Origin of the sequence: Pseudomonas putida (assembly GCF_025905425.1) — a bacterium.
Taxonomy (GTDB): domain Bacteria; phylum Pseudomonadota; class Gammaproteobacteria; order Pseudomonadales; family Pseudomonadaceae; genus Aquipseudomonas; species Aquipseudomonas putida_AF.
In genome coordinates, this window is record NZ_CP109603.1 from 2,907,352 (window position 1) to 2,929,528 (window position 22,177).

At 63.1% G+C, this 22,177-nt stretch carries 9 protein-coding genes; 6 read left to right on the top strand and 3 right to left on the bottom strand.

Annotation, left to right across the window (positions count from 1 at the left end):
• Positions 1-49: 49 nt before the first annotated feature.
• The 3 genes from OGV19_RS12980 to OGV19_RS12990 form a co-directional block, all read right to left on the bottom strand.
• Positions 50-2,890, bottom strand: a complete 2,841-nt coding sequence (locus tag OGV19_RS12980) for an RHS repeat-associated core domain-containing protein (protein WP_264313746.1) — start codon at positions 2,888-2,890, stop codon at positions 50-52.
• A gap of 81 nt (positions 2,891-2,971) precedes the next feature.
• The gene (locus tag OGV19_RS12985) at positions 2,972-7,312 is read right to left on the bottom strand and encodes a SpvB/TcaC N-terminal domain-containing protein (RefSeq protein ID WP_264313747.1); all 4,341 of its coding nucleotides are present in this window, start codon (positions 7,310-7,312) and stop codon (positions 2,972-2,974) included.
• Positions 7,313-7,409: 97 nt separating this feature from the next.
• Positions 7,410-14,915, bottom strand: coding sequence for a Tc toxin subunit A-related protein (locus OGV19_RS12990; protein WP_319026073.1), 7,506 nt, complete (start codon positions 14,913-14,915; stop codon positions 7,410-7,412).
• Positions 14,916-15,223: 308 nt separating this feature from the next.
• Between OGV19_RS12990 and OGV19_RS12995 the strand changes: the two genes are divergently transcribed.
• From OGV19_RS12995 to glcE, 6 genes are all read left to right on the top strand, one after another.
• Positions 15,224-16,615, top strand: coding sequence for an NAD(P)/FAD-dependent oxidoreductase (locus OGV19_RS12995; protein ID WP_264313748.1), 1,392 nt, complete (start codon positions 15,224-15,226; stop codon positions 16,613-16,615).
• A gap of 10 nt (positions 16,616-16,625) precedes the next feature.
• On the top strand, positions 16,626-17,594 hold the full coding sequence (locus OGV19_RS13000; protein ID WP_264313749.1) for an NAD(P)-dependent oxidoreductase: 969 nt from the start codon (positions 16,626-16,628) through the stop codon (positions 17,592-17,594).
• Complete coding sequence (locus OGV19_RS13005; RefSeq protein ID WP_264313750.1) at positions 17,591-19,039, top strand: aldehyde dehydrogenase family protein; 1,449 nt, start codon at positions 17,591-17,593, stop codon at positions 19,037-19,039. Before OGV19_RS13000 ends, OGV19_RS13005 begins: the two co-directional genes overlap by 4 nt.
• 117 nt (positions 19,040-19,156) lie before the next feature.
• Complete coding sequence (locus tag OGV19_RS13010) at positions 19,157-19,474, top strand: DUF2388 domain-containing protein (protein WP_264313751.1); 318 nt, start codon at positions 19,157-19,159, stop codon at positions 19,472-19,474.
• Positions 19,475-19,624: 150 nt separating this feature from the next.
• On the top strand, positions 19,625-21,124 hold the full coding sequence (glcD, locus tag OGV19_RS13015; protein WP_264313752.1) for a glycolate oxidase subunit GlcD: 1,500 nt from the start codon (positions 19,625-19,627) through the stop codon (positions 21,122-21,124).
• Positions 21,124-22,176, top strand: coding sequence for a glycolate oxidase subunit GlcE (glcE, locus tag OGV19_RS13020; RefSeq protein ID WP_264313753.1), 1,053 nt, complete (start codon positions 21,124-21,126; stop codon positions 22,174-22,176). The genes glcD and glcE overlap by 1 nt, the downstream gene beginning before the upstream one ends.
• The last annotated feature ends 1 nt before the right edge of the window (position 22,177 follow it).

The following is a 22,177-nucleotide window of genomic DNA, read 5'->3' on the forward strand; positions in this document are numbered from 1 at the left end:
ATTCAGCACCAAAACTAGAAAATTTCGGACACAGCCCAGCCCTTAAGTATTATTTGCGACTCTGCGCCAAGGCCTGCTTCTCCCTAGTACTGACGACAGCCTTCTGTGCCTTGTCATCCCCCTTGTCGTTGGCGCCCAATACGCTGTTGTCGTCTTTGAGTTGTACAGCGAGAAGTTTCGCCCCGCTCTTGGAAGGAAACTCATAGATCGGCCGACCGGCTCTGCCCGCCCCGGCACCCTGTATGCCAACGATGCTGCCATGGACCAAGGCTGTCATGACCGCATCGATGATCTCATCCCGTGACGTGAGGCCCAACCACTTCCTTATGCTTGCGCCATGTCTGGAAGTAATGTGCTTCAGGCCCTCGTTTATGTTGCCCTCTTCCAAGAAAACAACTTCTTGTTTCCCAGTCGTGGGATTTGGCCGTTGGCCAATAGCCACAATACTGTCCCCACTCGCCTGCCTATTTGTGGGTAACCGCGGTTTCAGCCTGTTATAAATGGGGCTGTCGAACCTGCCGAACTCCCTGACGGACGCGGCGCCCTTATCCTTGCCTTTTTCCGCCTTGCTTCCCTGCTTCTTCTTGCTGCTAGCCGCTTGGGACCAGCCATCGTCATCCAGTCCATCTGCGCCGGGCTGCTCTGAGCGAGAGGATGTAGCACCCGGGTGACCAACGTCACTGCCCGATCCTGTTGAAGTTGAGGCTGTGGCTGAAGCAGCAGGTTCGTTGCCCGCGCCATCGCTCTCGCTCGCAGTCGGTGCAGCTTGCACGCCGGAGCCTCCCGCCCCGCCTTTTTTCTTGCCCCCCCTTAACCCGTGCTCGTCAACCAGTGTCATCGGGTTGTTTCGCACCATTGCGAACAGGTTCAAGCCATCCACGGTGCCTGCAGGGTCCGCACTCAACCAGCGGCCCAGCCACGGTTGGTAATACCTATACCCGTAGTAATACAGCCCCGTCGCATCGCGCTCCTTGCCCGAATACCGAACGAACTTGTAGCGACCCTGCACTTCATTGCGTGCCGCCCATACCGCAGTACCACCGTACGGGTAGTACTCCTCTCGACTGAGCACCGCACCACTGCCGTCGACTTCCAGGCAACCGCTGCCCAGTTGGTCGGCATAGCTGTAACGTAATTGAGCATCGGCAAGCGCTGGCGGCTTGCCTGTGGCCCAGTGCAAGGCCCGCACCTGGGCGTGCCCGGCTTCGCCCACCAGCACCACCTGCAGCTGTTCGATCAGCGTGCCGCCCTGGGTGGTACTGCGCAGCTCCAGGCCTGGCAGGTACTGCACCCGCTGCGTACGCATGTGGTTGGCGGCCTTGCTGGTGCTGACCTTGAGCACGCGTTGGTTGCCGATGTCGTAGCGGTAGCTTTCGCCGTCGTCTGCCGCCCCTTCGCGCACGATCTGGGTGACCCCTTGTAGCTCACCGCGCGGCGTCCAGGTTAGCGGCTGGCCTGGCAACAAGGTCTTTTGCTGGCCACTGGCGTTGAACAGCGCCTCGACGGCCGCCGGGTCCCGTGTGAGCGCGCTGTCCACCGCCCGATTGCTGCGGTCGCTGACGGTGATAGCGGTGGTGTAATTGTGGTTTGTGGCAGGCGCACTGTGGCGGATACGGGTCAGGTTGCCCGCCGTGTCGTAGGTATAAGTGCGGCTGTAGCGGCTGTAGGTGACGTTATCCAGCGTTGCCATAGCCGGCAGCTTGGCGCCCTGCTGGCCGGCGTTTGCCATCTCGCGCCCAGTGGCGCTGGCCAGTTGGTACAGGCTGTCGTAGACGTAGGTGCTAAGCGGCTCGACTTTCTGATTGCGCCAGAAACGGGTTTCTTCGGCGTCGTTGCGCACACTGAGCACATTACCCACCGGGTCGTAGGCATAGCGCAGGTCTTGCAGCACCTTGGCCCCCTGCGCATGCCCTGCCGGGCGTTCGGTACGCACCGCTGCCAGCCGCTGGGTGCGCGGCTCGTAACGGTACAGGGTGACCAGGCCATTGCCGTGCTCCTCGCGCAGCTTCTGCCCGGCAGCCGAATAGCTCAGGGCTTTGAGGATGACCTGCTCGGGCCCGCCCTTGAGCGTGAGCCAGCTGCCGGTGAGCAAGCCCGCCACATCGTAGGCCTGGCGGCGCAGGTGGCCTGCGGCGTCACGCGTGCTCAGTGGTGCTCCGGTCGCGTCCACGGTGGTCAGCGTGGTGCTGGCCTCGGCCTCCGGTTGCAGCCGCGCATTCCAATCGGCAGGCTGCTCGCCTTGCCAATCAACCCCTACTTGCGGGTTGTCCGCCTCGGCCAGCAAACGTTGCGTGGTCGCAAGGGCATCGCCAGTCAGGCCAAGGCCATGGGTGTGCAGCAAACCGGCGCTGTGGTAGTGCAGGCTAGCCCGGCCCGCCAGGTTGTAGGCTTTTTCTGCGGCGCTGTTGCCGGCATAGACCAGCCGCTCCAGCCGGCAAAGCGCGTGGCCGTTGACCTGCTCGCTGATGCCCAGCAGGCGGCCAGGCAGGTGGGTGTTTTCGTAATGCCAGGTGCGGGTGACCGCTTCACTGCGCACGTGCTCGCCGTGTTCATCCAGCGCGATCCGCGACACGGCCAGCAACGGGCGCCCAGCCGCGTCCTGCAGGTTGATCGACACCCCTGCATCGGCGCTTTGCGTGCACACCGGGGTGCCGGCGAGGTCGGTCAGCCAGGCAAAGTTGCCACGGCCGCTGGCGTGCAGGCGCGGGTCGCTGCTGTGGGCCATATAACCCTTGGCGTCATGCTGCTGCCGGGTAATCCGTGGCTGCGTCAGGGCTGGCGTGTCCGGGTGGCGGTGGTAATGAATAGTCCGGGCCACCAGGCCGCGGTTGTCCATCACCGTAACGGTTGGGGTATTGCGATGGACAGCGTTGTCCGTAAGAGCAGGCATCGCGTGCCTCCTGTTTTTGAATTCTGCATTGGGTTAAGTGGCATGGCGTGCGCCAGGTCGCGCACGCCATCGAGGTTGCACTCAGGCCGTGTCGTTCTCGTCGTGCGCGACCGTGAACCAGGGGTAGTACTCGGTGCCCCGTTCCCAGCCCGCGGCGGTGACGACGCGATAAACCCGCCCCATGGCGTCGTACAGCTGAGTATCGGCAAACAGCGCGGCGCGACCGCTGTCATCGCGTACAGGGCGCCAGTCGTCGAGGTAGTACGGCAACCAGGTGCGTACGGGCTGGCCTTTGTTGTCGTACTCGGTCTTGCCATTGACCGCCCAGCGCCGCACCGCCGGCTGCATCAGCGCAGTGCCATTGCGGTCGCGTTCGAGGCTGCCTGCGGCGGTACGCACCAATGCCTCGCCGGGCGCACTCAGGGCTGCGGTCTGCAACAGGCGGCCGGCGCCATCGCTGTGCGCCACGTTTACGCGCAACTGCTGTGCGGGGTCGCCGTCGTAGCGGTCGGTCTGCAGGCTGATGATGTGCGGCGGCTGGCGGCTCGCGCGGTCGTCCACACGCGGCAGGTTGTTGGCCTTGAGCAGGCGACGCAGCGCCAGTTCGCCCATGCGGGTAGCCAAGGGGCGCCCTTGCCTGTCACGGGCCAGTGGCATCCAGCTGTCCGTCACCACGCGATGCGCCGTGGCCACAGGCACCTCGCCCCCCTTGAGCGCAAGAATGCCTTCCACTGTTTCCGGGAGGGTGAATGCTTTGCCGCTGCGATAGCCGGCCAGCTGCCCTTGCTCCGTACCGTGGAAGCGGGTTTGCGTCACCCGCCCCCAAGCGTCGAGGCTCACTTGTTGCAGGTTGTCGTTGGCATCGGTCATGGCGACGGGCGTGAGAAAACGCCAGTCGTGTTCGAAGCTAGCCTCCAGGCCAGCGGCATCGGTGACCTTCTGCACCTGCACGGCGTGCGGGCTCCAGTCAACGCGCAACTCGCCGAGCAGCTCGCTGGCACGTAGCGTGGCCAGGCGGTAGAACCGCTGCGCACCCTGGTACCGGGCCAGGTGGTGGCGGCTGATGTACACCTGTTTGCCGTCCTCGGCTAACGCGACCAGGTGGTGGCCACCGTTGGCCTGCCACTGTGCCAGCTCGTGCGGCAAGAGCGTTGCCTGCAGCTCAGCCAGAGTGGCGTGTTCGAGCATGGCCGTCTCGCGGTAGGCCACCAGCGCCTGGCGGATCGGAACGGTGGTCAATGCCCCTTGGGCATCACACCATTGCTTGCGCTGGTAACCCGTTAGCGTGGCATCGCCCAGGCCCTCTAACGGGCTGCCCGGCGCCAGCAGGTGTTCCACGCTGAAGCCGCCCTGCGGTAGCGCGGACGCTGGCAGGGCCAGCACATCGGTGCGGGTCGATTCGATCAGCCCGGACAGGTGATTGTGACCGCCTTCCAGATGACGTACCCGATGGCGCGTGTGCTCCAGCCACACCCTGTCCTGCTGAGGGTCGCGAGTATCGGCCAGCAGCCCTGCTGGCAGCGTGTCCGGATAAGGCGAAGGGGACACTGCAACCCGACGCGGGTAATGCACCTGCACCTGCTGCAGCACATGGCCATGCGGGTCCTGGCCCAGCACCAGCGTCTGGGTGATGACCGGGTCCTGGGCAATGCGCTCGGTGTTGAACGCCAGGGTCTCCAGAGCCGTTACCAAAGCGGCCGGCCGGTCGGCTTGCGCGGTCTCGTAGACCCGCACCTGCCATCGTTGTCGGGCGATGCTGTACGGCACCTCGGCGCGCTCACTGCCGTCGAGGCCGTAGGTTTCACTGCGCACCTCTACCCCCTTCAAGGCACGCAGCAGCCAACGGCGGGCCGCACCTTGCGGCACGTAAGGCACATCGCGACCACCTTCAAGGCGGGTGAAGCGCACGGGTTGCAGGGCAAAGTCCGCTTCGGCGCTGCGCTGCCCGACAAACCCTAGGGGCGGGGTGCTGTCCAGGCGCTCGACGCCGCTAAGAAACCACTGGCGCACCTGCGCCGGTGGCGAACGTTCGGCGGCCGTGCCTTGCGCATCGCTCAGGGTGTCGGTCTGGATCAACTGCATGAAGCCGCGAAATTCGCGCTCGACCGGGTCCCAGACTGGGTGCCGGTAGCGCATGCCACTGACCGTGCGCAGGCCGCTGATATCGTCCACCGTGGTCACCTGGGCCAAGGTGTGGACCGGGAACGGCAAACGGCTGATTGCCGCCTTGCCCTGCGCCTGCAGGGCACGTTTTTCATCCAGCCAGCCCTGCGCCGAGCTGCGGTAATCGAACAGGGTTCGGCTGCCCGTGTTGCTGCACACTTCGGCCAGCAACCAGGGGCGCCGGTCATTGAAGCGATAGGCCCAACTGCGTGGGGCGATGTGTGGCACCGTCAGCACCAGTTCTGCACTGCCCTGCCCGCGCAAATCAACCAGTTGCAGCTTGCAGCTGGCATCGAGCACGACCCCCTTCGGGGCGGGCACAGATTGGCCTTCGACAAAACGATTGCCGTTATGGCTGACGAACACGCGGATGCGGTCGGCGTCCACATACAGGAGATCGGTCGTGCCGCTGCCGTCGGTATCGCCCAGCAGAACCCGCGAGGCATTGAAGTGTTCGATGGCAAACCCGCTCATGCGCACAGGGTTGGCAAAGCGACCGTGGCCCAGCATTGGCCAGTAGGTGACGCCCTCGCCCGTGACCTCGATCAGCTGCTGCAGGCCGGTACCCGCGAGGTCGGCAAATGCCACCAGCCGGTGCTCGCTGCCAGCCAATGGCAACGTGGGGCCTGACACGACGTCAGTGGCGGGCTGCCACCCCGCACCCCGCACCCTGACAGACAAGCGCACGCTGCGTGGCCCGATCATGACCAGGTCCTGTTGCCCGCCTCCACTGAAGTCGACCAGTTGCGCAGCGCCATGGGCCAGCTCGCTGGGCATGGCGTCGGCGGCGATGAAGTCACGCCATTGCCCCTCCGGCGTCAGGGTGAAGCTGCCGCGAATACCTGGCTGGTTGACCAGCCACTGCGGCTGACCGTCACCGTCGAGGTCGGCCAACATCCCCGTACCTGGACGTGGCGCGCTGGGCAAAACCTGTGCAGCTCCCCACGTGACAGCATCGCCACCCGCATCGCTGTCGCGTTCCGGCGCCCTATACCACCAGGCACCCGCATCCTGGTACAACAGGCCCGACAGACCCTCGCCGTGTAGATCGGCCATCTGCCAGTGCGGCGCGCTGAAGCCCGCGAGGCCGGCCAATGCCTCCCAGCCTGGGTGCTCACACCCGGGGCGAATCGGCTCGAATTCCATGGGCGGCAGCAACAACGGCGTGCCATCCGTTTCGTAGGCAACCTGTTGCGCGGCCACCAGCACCGATGCGACGCCCGACGCGTCATACGCCAGGTGCAAGCGCGAGACCAGCTCGGGGCGAGGGTCAGCCTTGCCGGCCATCATTTGCGTGCGGTGCCAGAGCAGTATCTCGTGGCAGAGCCGTCGCGTGCGTTTATCGAAGCCCCAGCGCCAGTACGAAAAACAATCCTGACGGACCGGCCAGGGCGTCTGCACCTGGAACGCGGGCGGGGTGTTCACATTTACGCCTCGCTCGCCGTAGTCCAGCTGCATCACGGTCATGAAGTCGTCCGGGCGAAATGCCTGCTGCGGTATCAGCAGTGCTGTGCTCGGGGTCGCATTCATGGCGTGGACAGCTACCAGGTACGTGTTGGCAACCTGCGGGTGCATGGCCCGTTCCTGCGCATCGCAACCGGCGTGGTCTTCGTTGCGGTACGTGTAGACCACATGTTCACCGGTGGCGCTGACAGTCTCTTCGGCGTACCAGCACGCGACATGCGCCGGCACACCGGGCTCGGCCAAGCGCGCCGAGGCCGACCAGCCGAACAGGGTGATGCTGCCGTCGGCGTGGTACTGCAGCCAGAAGCCCGGCGACTCGGGGCTGGCTTGCGCACGCCAATGTTCCAGACGCTGGTCGCGGCCGCCACTGCGCTGCACCCAGGTGGTTACTGTGTGGGCGGCAGGGGTAGCGGAGAACGGCAAGCTGGCGACACTGCGCGGCGCCCCCCGGTCGAGCAGGATTTCCTCGCCGTCAGGCCCCTGCCAACGGTCACTGTGGATGTATCGAGGGATGCCAAAGCGGTCCATCCGGCAGATGAAGGGCGGGGTGCATTGCCAGCCTGCACCGAATGCGCCATTGCCCGCAGAAGACCGGTAATCCAGGCTCAACGACGGCGACAGGGCGCGGCCGACCGGCAAAGGCAATGGCAGTGACCAGCCTGCGGCGCCGTCGGCGCTGCCGACTGACAGCATGCCGCCGCCCGCCGAAACGGTACCACCGCCCTTGGGCAATGAGGGTGGGCTGAACACAGGTTCGCCGCCGGCACCCGAAGGGGTGACAGACATATCATTCATGGTGTTGCTCCTTGACGACCCTGGCACCTCGGCGCCAGGGTCAGGAAATAGGAAGTCAGCCTCAGCGGGAGGGCACCAGGGTGCCCTCCCCCGGCCCTTAGCGGACGGTGAACTGCACGTGCAGAATGATGTCGCTCAACCGCTCCAGCAGGGCTTTCTGTTCGCCCTGGGCATGGGCAAAGTTCAAGGTCATCTGCGTCTGGTCGTTGCGGTCATCCGCCTTGGCGATATTCAGCCCTTCGAACGGCAGCAACTGGTTACCTGGGCGCAGCGGCGGGTAACCATTGAGCTGGCTGAACTGGCCGTTGTCCTGCAGGGCATGGGAGATACTGGTCTGCTCACAGCCTGCAGGCAGGCCGCGGGCGCTGGTCAGCAAGCGCGCATGCACATCCTGGTAGGGGCCAAGCAACGCCGGCAGCGAGACCGCAATGCTGCGTATGCGCCGCGACGCCGCGGTTTCGAACCCTGCGGCCAGGTTCAAAGCCTTCAGGCCGAACTGGATCGACAGCACGCCGCCAGCGGCCAGCGCAAGACTGCATCGCTCCAGCTTCGCGTCGACCTCAACCGTTCTACCGGCCAGCAGCGCCTTCACCGCATCACCCAGCGCTACAGCCTTGCCTTGCGTACTGAGTTTGCCGTCAAAGAGCTTGGCCAGTGACACCGTGCGGGTCACCTCCATTTCGCGTTTCTGCCACTTCACCCAGGCCGTTTCCATCTGCGCCAGTGACAGCATCAGCCCCTCGCCGCACAGCAAACCCGCCCAGGCGCTGTTCCAGGTCCCGGTACGCAGGTAGGTTTCGGTGTCGCCCTTTTCCCATTGCAGGGCCTTTTGGGCCATAAGGCAGCGCGAAACGGTGAGGTCGTAGTAGGTGTAGAAGATGCTCGCCAGCCGCGCACGCAGCCAGCTGTACATGGCCTTACCGGTGAACTTGCCCTGGTGCAGGGCCAACTGCGCCTGGGCATGAGCGGATTGGGTCTGCAAATGCGCAATGTGCATCTGCGCGGACGTTTCGCGTACGGCCAGGGCATCGAGTTGAGCCTGTACCGTCGCCATCTGTTTCTCGGCCGATTCGTACTGGAACTTCCAATCAGCACGGCGACGGGCAAAGTGCGCCTCCTGGCCAAGGCGTGAAGCAGCAAGCCCTGCCACTTTCGATTGCGCACCAAAGCCATAGGCAACGGCTTTGAGTATGTCTTCCGGTTTGCCGCCACCATTGGCCAGGCCAAAGATCTTAGGGAATGCGGCTACGACCGAAGCCCCTGCCATGACACCTGATTCCGCCGCCGCTGCCGTTTCAGAAACGGTTCTTAGTTTCAGGGAAAGGCTCTCGCGGTCAGAAAGGTTGTTTTCGTAGAGTTTGAGGTAATAATCACGACTGGCCGTGGCCGCCGTCAACGAGCTGTGCAACGTCACGCGGTCGGCTGCCAGTTCGTTGAGAGTCTGCCTGAACAATGCCACGTTGCTATCGGCAAGCTCCGCACCCTGGCTGGCCAGCAAGCCCGCCAACGCCTCGGCATCCTGGCGCTCGAGAATGCCTTGCAACGTGCTGCCAAACTGGATGAGCTGGCCGGCCATGCTGCGGGCACCGTCAAGCAAGACCGAAAAACGCAGTGCCGGCACATCAGTGATCTCAGGCAAGCCACGCTCGCCGCCGGCCTCAGCCGCGACAGCAGCAGCCAGCAGCGCCTTGGGGTCAGCCGGTGCAGCATACAGCGGCAAACTCAATGGCTGGCCATCAAGGGTCAGGTTGTGCCGCAAGTTGTACTGGCGCAGGCGCAACCCTTCCCAGTAACCGAGCATCACCCGGTTGACCTCCGGCAGGAACTGGCTTTTCCCAGGCGCAGCGGCCTGCCCCAGCATGGGCTCGATCCAACCAGTGGCCGGAGGTGTCCAAGGGGCGTCGCCCAGCAGGCTCAGGGCGCGCTGGTACCAGACGCTCGCTTCGCTGAGGGTATCGCGCTCAAGCTTGCGATAAGCGACATCACCGCGCCCAATACAAATGTCCAGCAGGCGCATGAACACATTGAGCTTGTAATGCATCGGGTCATTCTGGGCCACGGCATCCGGGTCGAGCGACTTCAACGGGTCGTCGTTCCAACTGCTGTCCTCTTCCAGCGGGCGCACATTCCACATCCGCTGCGAGCCCACACCGCCCTTGGCGTAACCTGCCGGGTTAAAGACATACTTCAGCCACTGTTCGGCAAGGTCAAAGCGTTCTTCCTGAAGAAAACGCTGCATGACCAACATCGGGGTGAAGTAGAACAACTCCCAGAAATACAGGGCATTGGCGCCCGTGAAGTCCATGCGATCAGTGGCGTTTCGACCAAATGCCTGCACGCTGTCGACATTGTCCCTGGACAGCTTTCTATCCCCGACAGGAGCAGTATCCGCATTACGCACAATTGCCAGCGTATGGCGGTCGATCATGAGGCTATGGCCGTCCTGGGCTCGGTTGTGGATCGCACTGTATTGAGTTTCGAGGTGATAGGTCTGTTGATTGCCATACACCTGCCCCGCCTCAAACATGACGTCGGCGAGTACTTTGGCGTTGGTATTAAGCTGGCCCTCCCAAAGCAAGGTGCGCGCGGACGCCGAAGTGGCAAGCCAGACCTTGGCCCAACGTTGTGCGCCATGGTAAGCAGCCTTGTACAGCGGAAGGGTCAGACGCACCACGACGCCCAGTTGCGGCTCAGGCATCTGCTGGGTGTCGTAGTCAAGGATACTGCCAATACCCGAAACAGCCTTTACCGTCAGTTCCCGGGCAAACAGCGTGTTCAGGCGGGTCATCTGCCCTCTGTGCGCCAGGTACTGAGCGCCTTGGTCAGTCATGCCAATAATGGCGGTTTTGAGTGCGTCGGCATCTTTGTAGACCTTGACGGTGTAGCTGCGAGTGTTGCCGTTACCAAACTGGAACTCGATTCGGTGCAGGGCCTCGCTGGCGCCACCCCAATCATTGATGTCGCCCACCGGGGCAGTAGTGTTGAATTGAACCTGGAGCGGGCCTGGCGCAAGATCGTACTCTCGGTTTGCCTGTACGGATGACCTACGCAATCCATTGGCTTGGTATATGCGACAGGCAACCTGTGCGGCGGGTATCCTGCCCAACGGGTTCAGGTACTCCTTAGGGACGATGAGCTCTTGTGCGAGACCTCCTGGGTAGGCGAGCGCTTCAGTGACCCTGAGTACTTGAGGAAGACCGATTGCCTTGTTCAAGACGAGGTTCATCTTGTTAAGCGGATAATCTGCTACTCCTATCCTGTAACGTGCGACAAAGGCTTTACCCGCGACAGTTGATACCTGCGGGAATTCCACCATGGCCGGGCTTGGTGTGTGATCACCCACTTGCAGCACGTGGTTTAACCCATGACCCTGCATCCGCTCTGAGCTGATGCACAGATATCCCCAATCCTGGCCATTTTCCTTACGCACCACAAATGCACCGTGGCCACTGCGCAGCAATGCGGGTATGGCGTTTGCCTCTGCCCCTAGTGCCGGGTAACGCTGTATCAGTGCCGCCATCCATTTGTTGGCGATGGCCGGCCGCTTGGCATTTACCGCCAACTGACAGCGCAACGACAAGCTGTAGATGTTCCCTTCTTCCCCTGAAACGTTGACAACCTTGACTTCATTGAGCTGCGCGTCAAAGCGTGTAAAACGCTCGGGTGTACGAGACCCGGCTGCAACCGGCATGCGGTTTTCAGCACTTGGCACACCCAGCCCTTCGAATACCGCACACGTGCCGGTATCGACAGCGGTATCAAGCCAGTGCTGAACCCGGCCCAGATACGGTGCAACCGTTGCCAGCTTGCGGCTGCTGAAGTTCTCGAAGACGTGCAACCCGGCGAAAGCAGACGCGTCGGAAACGCTGGCCGCCCTGCGGTCATAAATACCCACGAGCAACCCATCGCGCTCCGGCCAGGCGGCGAGAAACAGCGAAAGGGTTTCCAAATGATCTTCAGCGGCAGGTTTGATGTCCAGCGGGTAGTCGATGGGCACACTCCATTTGCCGTCGTAGCGCAGCCAGGCAAGCTTGAACGACCAACTCCACTCACGCAGTTTCGGCTGCCCCTTGTCATCACGGGTGAGGACCTGCTCTTGGCGCTCGGCCCAACCCAGATGCAGACGCCCGCGGAACATCACAGGCCGTATCAGGCGCCCTTGCACCTGCGGAGACAGCTCGATTTTGGTCCAGGCGCTCCAGGCGTTGGCGGGCAGCACGCCCTCCGGGGCACGCTTGGCTTCGTCCACCGTGCGCCACCAGTACTGGTAAGGCTGAGTGGGGCTACGCCCGACGAACCACGTTTTACCCGTATCGGCTTCGCGGCTGTCGTGATAACAACTGATCGTTTCAAGGTTAGCCACTTCTTCGAACGCACAGAGGTAGCCCTGGAAAGCATCGCCCACCGTATCGTCATTGATCTGCGCCTGCCCCAGGGTTTGCAGCATGTCGTCCATCGCCTGGGTTTGCCCCAGGCGCACCGTCGGGTCGATGTAGTTCTCGGGGTAATACATCAGCATCTGCCCTGCGGCCCAGTTGGCGTAGCTGGCGTTCCAACGGGTCCAGTCCAGGAAGAACTGGCGGCTCAGGGCCACGTGGCGCACGGCGCCTGGGTCTTCGGGTGTCGACAGGGTACGGTGAATGAACTGCTGCAGGGCCGCCATTGCTTCAGCGATACGGCTGCTCATTACCTTTTCGGAATTCAGGGCGTCGACCAACAGGTGCTTGTTCAACGCTTCGACGGTGAGGTTCTGCCGGGCGCCCAGTACGCCGATGAGCGCCGAGCTAAGCGGCTGCTCCGTGGCGGCATGAGCCGCTTTTACCTGCGCAGGCTTCAAGCCCGCCTGAAAAGCGTCTGCCACCTGCCGCCAAGCGGCCCAATCGTCTTCCGGGGTCAGCAACGCTGCCAGCGTGGCGGGCATCACACCATAGATTTCGGCCAGTGTTGTCCACTGCACCAGCACCTCGATCTCGTGCCAGTTGTGCACGCTTGTCATCTCTTTCAGGTCATTGCGGCCATGGGCATGCGCAGCCGCCTGAGCCAATGCAGCGTGGGCGATACCCGTCGTCATCGACAGCTGCACCAGCGAAACACCCTTGCCCTCTTTCAGAGCCCCCAACAACGCGCCGCCCGCACCTGGTTGGTCCGGTAGTTTCCTTAGCCAATCACTGAAGTTACCCAGCGCCATGATGGCCTGGACATCACGCGCCAAACCAACGCTGCCGCTTGCCCCGGCCGTGGGTGACAAGAGCTGTGGTTTTTCCACCAGCAGTTGCAGGGTATCCCCTGTCACTGCGCATGCATGGGCAATCAACGCCATTTGAGCCAGGGCGTAAGCGAAGTCGACCAATGCACGCTGATGAGGGGCCGACGGGCTTGCCATGCGCAGGCGTTCACATGCCTGTTGCAATGTGAGCCCGCCGGGCTTTGCCCGATCCGCCCAGTTCAGCAGTGCCTGCGCCAGGGCATCGCTACTGAGGTTGAACGTGGAGGCGATCAAGGGTGATAGCACGCCCAGCAGAGCCTGTTTTGCCACTGGGTTGGGTAACTGTGCGGCGCTCACGGTGGTCTTCAGTTCATTGAGCAGGTTGCCGATTTCGGTACTGACCGGGATTGCCCCGACGCTGCGGGTCATCAATTGCAGATCATGCACGGTCCAACCACGTTCGCGCAGCCAGTCGGTGGTGCTGCGCACATCCGTCAACAGCTGCTGCCAGACACTGTTATCCAATGAGTGCATGGGGTGGGGGGCGCCTAGAATCTGCAACAGCTGGCGCAGCTCGCACGGCGTCAGGCCGTGATGCCGAGCCCACAGACTCAAGGTGTACATCGCAGACAAATGCGACAGACTGACATTGATGCCGATATCGGCAAGCGAAAGGCCGCTCATGAGCCGGCCCAGCTCATACAACCCTTCATCATCGGTGCGGCACGCCCGCTTGAGGGTTGCCTTGATGTCGGCATGCTCGCTGGCGCGATCGGGGTGCAGCCGCAGCCGCACATTGTTGATGCTCAAACCGCCCTCGACCAACGATGGGTCATTGAACAGGCGATCAAACTGGCTTTTCTCACCGGCGCCGGAGGCCTGCGAGATCAACCCCCTGGCCATGAGCAGCGCTTCCTGATGGTCGATACCGTAACGTTTTACCGAATGGGCCGTTCGAAAAATGACCGCCAGCGTCTGGTTGGTGATCCGGCTTGGATCGACGCTATCGATGATGTCCTGCAGGGCCCGTGGCGCAAGACCGGTGGCCTTGTGCAGGCGAACGATCTTGTTCAGCGAGAGCAGATAGGCCGCGACCGAGAAACGCTTGCAGGTAACCCTGAACGCGTGGGTGTGGCCTCCACTTCCACCAGCAGGTGACTTGGTCCAGTGCGTACTGACAGTAAATGCGGTGGGTACGTCCTGCCATTCAAAACGCTGACGGTACTCGGTGTTGGCCAGCAGTTCGGCAATACCAAAATCACTCGCCCTCATGGCCAGTGAGAAAGCGCCGGTGACATTGAATCGAGCAACACGGCTAACTTTCAAGTTGAAAGACAGTTGCCAAGCATTGTCGCTCAACGGAAAAAGACGAACATAGTTGATATAGGGGGATGGGGCACTCAGCGTCAGTTGCACGACTTCGTTGCCGACCCGGGTAGTCAGCGCTCGCCCCTTGTATTGCGCGTTATCCAGCGCCTCCATGAAACCTTGCAGTTCAGCGTCCGGCAGCCCGAACCAACTGCGCAGCCGTGCGGGCGCCATCATCGACTCAGGTGTCATGCCAGGGAAATACTCGGCAAACTTCTGCTCGGCGTTTGTCTCGTTGATTTCGTCTGTCAGCAAGCGTCGCAACGTGGGCGGGAGGTCATAACGAAGGCAGGCCAGCGAAGCGTCGTCCAGATGCCTGGCAAACCCAGGCGCCGCCAGCAACTGCGATAAGTCTGCATCGCGCTGGACAAACACCTGGCGAAGCCGATCGTGATGATGATGGTAGGGTGTACCACTGGTCCCAGCATCGGTTGAAAGTGCCTTAAGCAGCTGATCATCGCTCAGCGCTGGGGTGTTCGGCATCGCCATGGCGGTACGCGCCCGGCTCAGCAGAATTTCGTTGGAAAGGCTCAGGGCGCTTATCGGGGTGTCCAGGTTCTCCTGACCGAGCAGCAGTTGCTTCAAGTCTGGGCGGCGCTTGTCGATGTGCCAGGGGTTTTGCTCGGGGTACAGCACCTTCGCCTGTCGATACAACTCTGTCAGGTAGGCCGCCGGCGAAAACATCGAGGCCACATCCCCAGGGGCGCAATGTCGCCGTGCGCGCTCCTTCTGCCAATTTTCATCGAGCGTGATATTTCTAGCTGTTGCTTCAACCGGCTCATCGTCAACGGGTTGAAGGCTCTCCGGTACAAGGGGCGAGTGACGGATAATGGCATTTTTCTCATCGAGCCTGGCACGGTCACATGCCCTTCTTACTTCATCGTGCACTTGGCGGGCATCGTTAATATCAACCTCATCGCCCAATTGCTCATGCAATTCCTCGACAGAAAGCTCGCCCACACAGGCCAGTGAATCAGCGCCCAACTTGTCAATGAGGGACTGAAATGTTTCAGGATAGTTTTGCATCATTTGTCAACCTTGCCGCACGGCAGCTTTCAATTAATTAACCCCACTCTTCAGGTGGGCGCTCATTGAACTTTTTGACCAAATTCAATGGCGGCGACAGTAATTGAAGGCCCCCTTTAAATAACCTCTCAGATCTACTAGCCAGGAAACAAATCCAGAGGAAATACAACGCCAGCTTTATACGAACTTCGTGTAGGACCTTTCGCTACGCAAGCGCCGACGTCCTATCAATTGTCATGGCTGTAATATCACCCCCTCGCTGCGCTGAGCATCATGTGAGCACAAGACAAACATGCTCAGAGGCACCCCTCATGTACCGTGGATTCTGGTATGCCCAGGCGCTGGACCTGGACAGCGACCTCGCCCCTGCCCTGCAGGAATCGATTCAAGCCGACGTGTGTATCGTCGGCGGTGGCTTTCTTGGCCTGTGGTCGGCCATCCGCCTGAAGCAGGCCCACCCGGAAAAAACCATCGTCATCGTCGAGCGCGACCGTTGTGGCTCGGGTGCCAGCGGGCGCAACGGCGGTGTTGCCACCAACTGGTGGGGCAAGTACCTGTCGGTGCGGACCATCTGCGGCGACGTCGAAGCCCGGCGCATCTGCGAGGCGGCCGAGTCGGCCATCGATGAAATCGGCAGCTTCTGCCAGGAACACGGCATCGACGCCCAGTACCGCAAGGATGGCTGGCTGTGGACCGCCACCAACCAGCGCCAGATGAACTCCTGGCGAGTGCTGACCGACGGCCTGCAAAAACTCGACGTCAACCCGTTCCAGGAGCTGGACCGCCAGACCATCCGCGGGCGGGTCGGCTCGCCACTGGTGCTGGGCGGCATCTACGACCCTAACGCCGCCACCGTGCAGCCCGCCATGCTCGCGCGTGGCCTGCGCCGGGTGGCGCTGAAACTGGGTGTGCAGATTTTCGAGAAATCGCCGTTCACCCACCTGCAGCGTGGCACCAACCCGGTGGTGCACACCGCCAAGGGCCACGTGAAGGCCAAGCAGGTGGTATTGGCACTCAATGCCTGGGGCGCCCAGTTCCCTGAGCTGCGCCGGATGATCGCGATCATGTCCAGCGACATGGTGGCAACAGCGCCGGTCAAGGCCAAGCTCGATGCCATCGGCTTCAAGGGTGGCGAATGCATGACCGACTCGCGCACCGTACTCAACTACTGGCGCAACACCCCGGACGGGCGTGTGGTATTCGGCAAGCCGCTGGGCCAGTTCGCTTATGCCGGCCGCATCGGCAACCTCTATGAAAAGCCCTCGCCGGCTGCCGACAAGGTCACGACCGAACTGCGCCGCCTGTACCCGCAACTGCAGGACGTGCCGGTGGTCAGCAGCTGGACCGGCCCCATCGACCGGGCCATGAAGGGTTTGCCGAACTTCGGCTACCTCGACCACCACCAGAACATCAGCTATGGCATCGGATTTTCCGGCAATGGCGTGGCCACTACCGTATTTGCCAGCCGCATCATCAAGTCGCTGGTCGAACACGCCAATGACGAATGGGCCAACTGTGGCCTGGTCAACCAGACGATGAAGATGCTGCCGCCAGAGCCGTTCCGTTTCTTTGGCGCGCACATGGTGCGCGACGCACTGGTGCGCAAGGAATCCCTCGAAGACCACGACCAGGATGCCGGTTTCCTGACCCGCCGCCTGGTGGCCATGGCCCCGGCCGGCTACGTGCCCGCCCAGAAAAAATAAGGACCGCACCGTGAGCGAACATATCGTACTGCTCGACGACGAGGGCCTGGCGCCCTCCACCCGCCTCAAGCGCCCCGACTGCGAGCACACCTGGCAGCAGTTTGCCTACACCTACCCCGAGCAGATGCTCGAACACCTGAAAGACGCAACCATTGCCTTTACCTGCAGCGTCCCGCTGCGCGAGGAGCACCTGCGCCAGTTGCCGAAGCTGAAGATGATCTCGCTGGCCCTGACGGGCCGCGATATCGTCGACGTCGATTATTGCGACGCCCATGGCATTGAAGTCACCAGCGTGCCGGGCTATGCCGCCAACACCGTGGCCGAACACAGCCTGGCGATGATCCTCGAACTGTTCCGCCGCCCGGCCGCCTTCACCCGGCTGATGCGCCAGGTGCATGCCGGCGAGAAGCCCCACCAAAACATCTACTTCAACCACCGCATCCGTGACGTGCGCGACAAGCAACTGGCGATCATCGGCAGTGGCCCGATCGCCTTGCGCCTGGCCCACCTGGCGCGGGCGTTCGGCATGCAGGTGCTGTTCGAAGATCGCGGTGGCAAACGCCAGGGCCCGGACTGCCGCCCCCTGGCCGAACTGCTGCGCAGCTGCGACGTGCTGTCGATCAACTGCCCGCTGACGCCGGACACCTACAACCTGATCGATGCCGCACAGTTAGCCGTGATGAAACCCGATGCCGTGGTGATCAATACCGGCCGTGGCGGCGTGGTCAACGAAGCCGCACTGATCCAGGCGCTACAAGACGGCCGCTTGGGCGGCGTGGCGCTGGATGTGGTCGAGCATGAGCCGCTGCACCCAAGCAACCCGCTGTTCCAACTGATCGAACGCGACGACTTTCTGCTCAACCCACACATCGCCTGGAGCAGTGAAGACGCCATGCAGCAGTTGATGGACAGCGCCGTGGACAACATCAGCGACTTCGTCGCCCGCCAAGCCAACGTAAAAAGGATTCGAACCGCATGACCCTGGTCACCAAGAGCAGCTATGTCGATGGCGCCTTCGCCGCCCAGGGCAATAGCGATGTGCTGGAAAACCGCAACCCGTCCAACCCAAGCGAGGTGGTCGAGCGCTTCGCTCGCGCCGATCAGGCACTGACCGAACAGGCTCTGCTGGCTGCACGCCGCGCCGCCCCCGGTTGGGCGCGCAGCAACCCGCAGCAACGCGCCGATGCGCTGGACTTCATCGGTAGCGAAATTCTCGCCCGCCGCGAAGAACTGGCTACGCTGCTGGCCCGTGAGGAAGGCAAGGTGGTGCGTGAGGCATTGGGCGAAGTCGAGCGTGCCGGCCGTTCGTTCAAGTTCTACGCCCAGGAAGCCCTGCGCGCCGAAGGCGAGAAATACGCGTCGGTGCGCCAGGACGTGAGCATCGATGTGTTCACCCAGCCACTGGGTGTGGTCGCCATCATCGCACCGTGGAACTTCCCGCTTGCCATCCCGGCCTGGAAGATCGCCCCGGCACTGTGTTTTGGCAACTGCGTAGTGTTCAAGCCGGCCGAACTGGTGCCCTCCTCGGCCTGGGCGCTGGCCGAAATCATCTCGCGGGCCGGCCTGCCTGCCGGGGTGTTCAACCTGCTGATCGGGCCGGGCCGCAGCGTGGGTGACACCCTTATCCGCTCGCCGCTGGTCGATGGCATCAGCTTCACTGGCTCCGAGCACACCGGCCGGCAGATCGCCAGGCTGGCCGCCGACGGCATGAAAAAAGTGCAGCTGGAAATGGGCGGCAAGAACCCGCTGATCGTGCTGGACGATGCGGACCTGGAGCAGGCCGTGGAGGTGGCATTGAACGGCTCGTTCTACAGCACCGGCCAGCGCTGTACCGCAAGTTCGAGGGTGATCGTCACCGAGGGCATTCATGACGCCTTCGTGGCACGCCTGGCGGAACGGACCCGGGCGCTGAAGGTGGGCGATGCGTTGCAGCCAACCACCGACATCGGCCCCGTGGTCGATAGCCGGCAGCTGGAGCAGAACCTGTCGTACGTGGCCTCAGGCCTTGAGCAGGGGGCGACACGGGTGTGCGGTGGCGAACGTATCGACAACCCGGCCGGGGCGTACCTGTTCACACCGGCGCTGTTCACCGAGGTAACGCCGCAGATGCGCATCTACCGCGAGGAAATCTTCGGGCCTGTGTTGTGCGTGCTCAAAGTGCGTGATTACGACGAGGCGTTTGCGGCGGCCGAGGACACCGCGTTTGGGTTGTCAGCCGGGATCGTCACCACGTCGCTGCGCCATGCCGAGCACTTCAGGCGCAACAGTTCGGCGGGAATGGTGATGGTCAACCTGCCCACGGCGGGGGTGGACTACCACGTGCCGTTTGGTGGCAATGGCGCGTCGAGCCTGGGCTCGCGGGAGCAAGGCACCCATGCACGGCAGTTCTTTACCCGGGTAAAGACGACGTACCAGTTGGCCTGATCGGGTACAGGGCCGCAATGCGGCCCGCCCCCCAAAATTGAACTACTCGCACGCCCCGGCTCTCTTAAACAGTGAGTGGTTTATTTCCTTGGGCTTCACGCTACTGGAGAACACGCTATGCGCCACCTACTCCTCGCCCCCGCGCTGCTGCTCCTGCTGCCTGCCGGTGCTGCCCTGGCCCGCGTCGATGCGGGCGACGTGGCCACCTCGGCCGGTGTTTCCGCTTCGCTGTATTCGACCTTCAAGGACGACAAACGGATCATCCCTGCCCGTGACGAGCTTTCTGCCTTCGTCGCCAGTGGTGGTGCGATTCGTGGCGCCTATGTGGAGTCGGCGCTGGAACAGGCCCGCAAGGATAACCCTGGCCTGCAGGCCAGTGATGAAGAACTGGCCCGGGCCATTCTCTCCCAGGACGACCCTGTGGCCCACCATTGATACCCCGCCCTGAACACACCCGCCCCTGCCCCCTTTTCCAAGCGTGCGCAGGTGCGGGTTTGTGCGGCAACGATTTCCACAGGGCTCGCAGCGGGCTGAAGGGGTGGTAGGCTTCCAGCAACAATAATAAATGCCGCCTGAGTGAGCCCCATGAACATCCTCTACGACGAGCGGGTCGATGGAGCGCTGCCTGCCGTGGACCTGCCCGCCCTGCTGCAGGCCCTGCGTGAAGCGCTGCCGGACCTGGCGATTCTGCACCGCGCCGAAGACCTCAAGCCCTACGAGTGCGACGGCCTTTCGGCCTACCGCACAGTGCCGCTGCTGGTGGTGCTGCCCGAGCGCCTGGAGCAGGTGCAGACCCTGCTGCAACTCTGCCACCAGCGCGGTGTACCGGTGGTCGCCCGGGGTGCCGGCACCGGGCTGTCCGGCGGCGCCCTGCCATTGGCCAAAGGCATCCTGCTGGTGATGGCGCGCTTCAACCGCATTCTTGAAATCAACCCCCAGGGGCGCTTCGCACGGGTCCAGCCCGGGGTGCGCAACCTGGCCATTTCCCAGGCTGCCGCCCCCCATGGCCTGTACTACGCGCCCGATCCTTCGTCGCAAATCGCCTGCTCCATCGGCGGCAATGTGGCCGAAAATGCCGGGGGCGTGCATTGCCTCAAGTACGGCTTGACCGTGCACAACCTGCTCAAGGTGGACATCCTCACGGTCGAGGGTGAACGCCTGACGCTGGGCAGCGACGCCCTCGACAGCCCAGGCTTCGACCTGCTGGCCCTGTTCACCGGCTCCGAGGGCATGCTCGGCATCGTCACCGAAGTGACCGTCAAACTGTTGCCCAAACCCCAGGTGGCGCGGGTGCTGCTGGCCAGTTTCGACAGTGTCGAGGACGCCGGCAGCGCCGTGGCCGAAATCATCGCCGCCGGAATCATCCCCGGTGGGCTTGAGATGATGGACAACCTGGCGATCCGCGCTGCCGAGGATTTCATCCACGCCGGCTACCCGGTGGACGCGGCGGCGATTCTGCTGTGCGAACTGGATGGCGTCGAGGCCGATGTGCACGACGACTGCGAGCGGGTCGCGGCGGTGCTGAACCAGGCAGGCGCGCGCGCGGTTCGGCTGGCCTGCGACGAGGCCGAACGCGCGCGTTTCTGGGCCGGGCGCAAGAATGCATTTCCGGCCGTGGGGCGTATTTCACCGGACTACTACTGCATGGACGGCACCATCCCGCGCCGTGAACTGCCCCGGGTGCTCAAGGGCATTGGCGAACTTTCTGCGCAGTACGGCTTGCGGGTGGCCAACGTGTTTCATGCCGGCGACGGCAACATGCACCCGCTGATCCTGTTCGATGCCAACCTGCCTGGTGAACTGGAGCGCGCCGAAGCCATCGGCGCCAAGATCCTCGAACTGTGCGTGGCAGTGGGCGGCAGCATCACCGGCGAGCACGGCGTCGGACGGGAAAAGATCAACCAGATGTGCGCGCAGTTCAACAGTGACGAAATCACCCTGTTCCACGCGGTAAAAGCGGCGTTTGACCCCCAAGGGTTGCTCAACCCCGGCAAGAACATCCCCACCCTGCAGCGCTGCGCCGAGTTCGGCGCGATGCATGTGCACCACGGGCAGCTACCCTTCCCCGAGCTGGAGCGCTTTTGATGAGCATGGACCGCGACATGAGCCAGGCCCTGCTGGAGCAGGTCAACCAGGCGCTGAACCTGGGCACACCGCTGCGCATCCAGGGCGGCAACAGCAAGGCCATGCTTGGCTGCCCGGTGGCCGGGGAAATTATCGATACCCGCAGCCACCGCGGTATCGTCAGCTACGACCCGACCGAACTGGTGCTGACGGCACGCGCCGGCACGCCACTGCTGGAAATCGAGGCAGCGCTGCACCAAGCTGGCCAGATGCTGCCTTGCGAGCCCCCGCACCTGGGCGCCGAGGCCACCCTTGGCGGCGTGGTCGCCGCAGGGCTGTCCGGGCCACGGCGGCCCTGGGCCGGGTCGGTACGCGATTACGTACTCGGCACACGCGTCATTACCGGCCACGGCAAGCTGCTGCGCTTTGGTGGCGAGGTCATGAAGAACGTCGCCGGGTACGACGTTTCGCGCCTGATGGCCGGTAGCTTCGGTTGCCTGGGGCTGCTCACCGAGGTGTCGCTCAAAGTACTGCCGCGCCCACGCCGATGCCTGAGCCTGCGCTTGCCGATGGGCCGCCAGCAGGCACTGGCGCAGCTCGCCGAGTGGGGCCAGCAACCACTGCCGATCAGCGCCGCTTGCCATGACGGTGACGCGCTTTACCTGCGCCTGGAAGGCGGTGAAGGCTCGGTGCAGTCGGCACGCCAACGCCTGGGGGGCGACGTGCTCGACAGCCGCTTCTGGAGCGACCTGCGCGAGCAGCGCCTGGCCTTTTTCGATGATCCGGCAGCGTTGTGGCGGCTGTCCGTGCCCATCGCCAGCGGCGAGCTGGACCTGCCCGGGCACCAGCTTGTCGACTGGGGCGGCGCGCAGCGCTGGCTGAAGTCGACCGAGTCGGCGCAATCGATTCGCGCGGCGGTTGCCAAGGTCGGCGGCCATGCCACCGGCTACGCGCCCGGTGAGCACAGCAGCGCACCGTTGCCTGCGGCCCTGCTGCGCTATCACCGGGCACTCAAGCAGCAGCTCGACCCCCAGGGTATTTTCAACCCTGGCCGCCTGTACCCGGACCTGTGAG

Excerpts from the sequence above, each read along its gene's own strand:
- OGV19_RS12980 (WP_264313746.1), bottom strand. The coding sequence starts at position 2,890 with ATGCCTGCTCTTACGGACAACGCTGTCCATCGCAATACCCCAACCGTT.
- OGV19_RS12985 (WP_264313747.1), bottom strand. The coding sequence starts at position 7,312 with ATGAATGATATGTCTGTCACCCCTTCGGGTGCCGGCGGCGAACCTGTG.
- OGV19_RS12990 (WP_319026073.1), bottom strand. The coding sequence starts at position 14,915 with ATGATGCAAAACTATCCTGAAACATTTCAGTCCCTCATTGACAAGTTG.
- OGV19_RS12995 (WP_264313748.1), top strand. The coding sequence starts at position 15,224 with ATGTACCGTGGATTCTGGTATGCCCAGGCGCTGGACCTGGACAGCGAC.
- OGV19_RS13005 (WP_264313750.1), top strand. The coding sequence starts at position 17,591 with ATGACCCTGGTCACCAAGAGCAGCTATGTCGATGGCGCCTTCGCCGCC.
- OGV19_RS13010 (WP_264313751.1), top strand. The coding sequence starts at position 19,157 with ATGCGCCACCTACTCCTCGCCCCCGCGCTGCTGCTCCTGCTGCCTGCC.
- glcD (WP_264313752.1), top strand. The coding sequence starts at position 19,625 with ATGAACATCCTCTACGACGAGCGGGTCGATGGAGCGCTGCCTGCCGTG.
- glcE (WP_264313753.1), top strand. The coding sequence starts at position 21,124 with ATGAGCATGGACCGCGACATGAGCCAGGCCCTGCTGGAGCAGGTCAAC.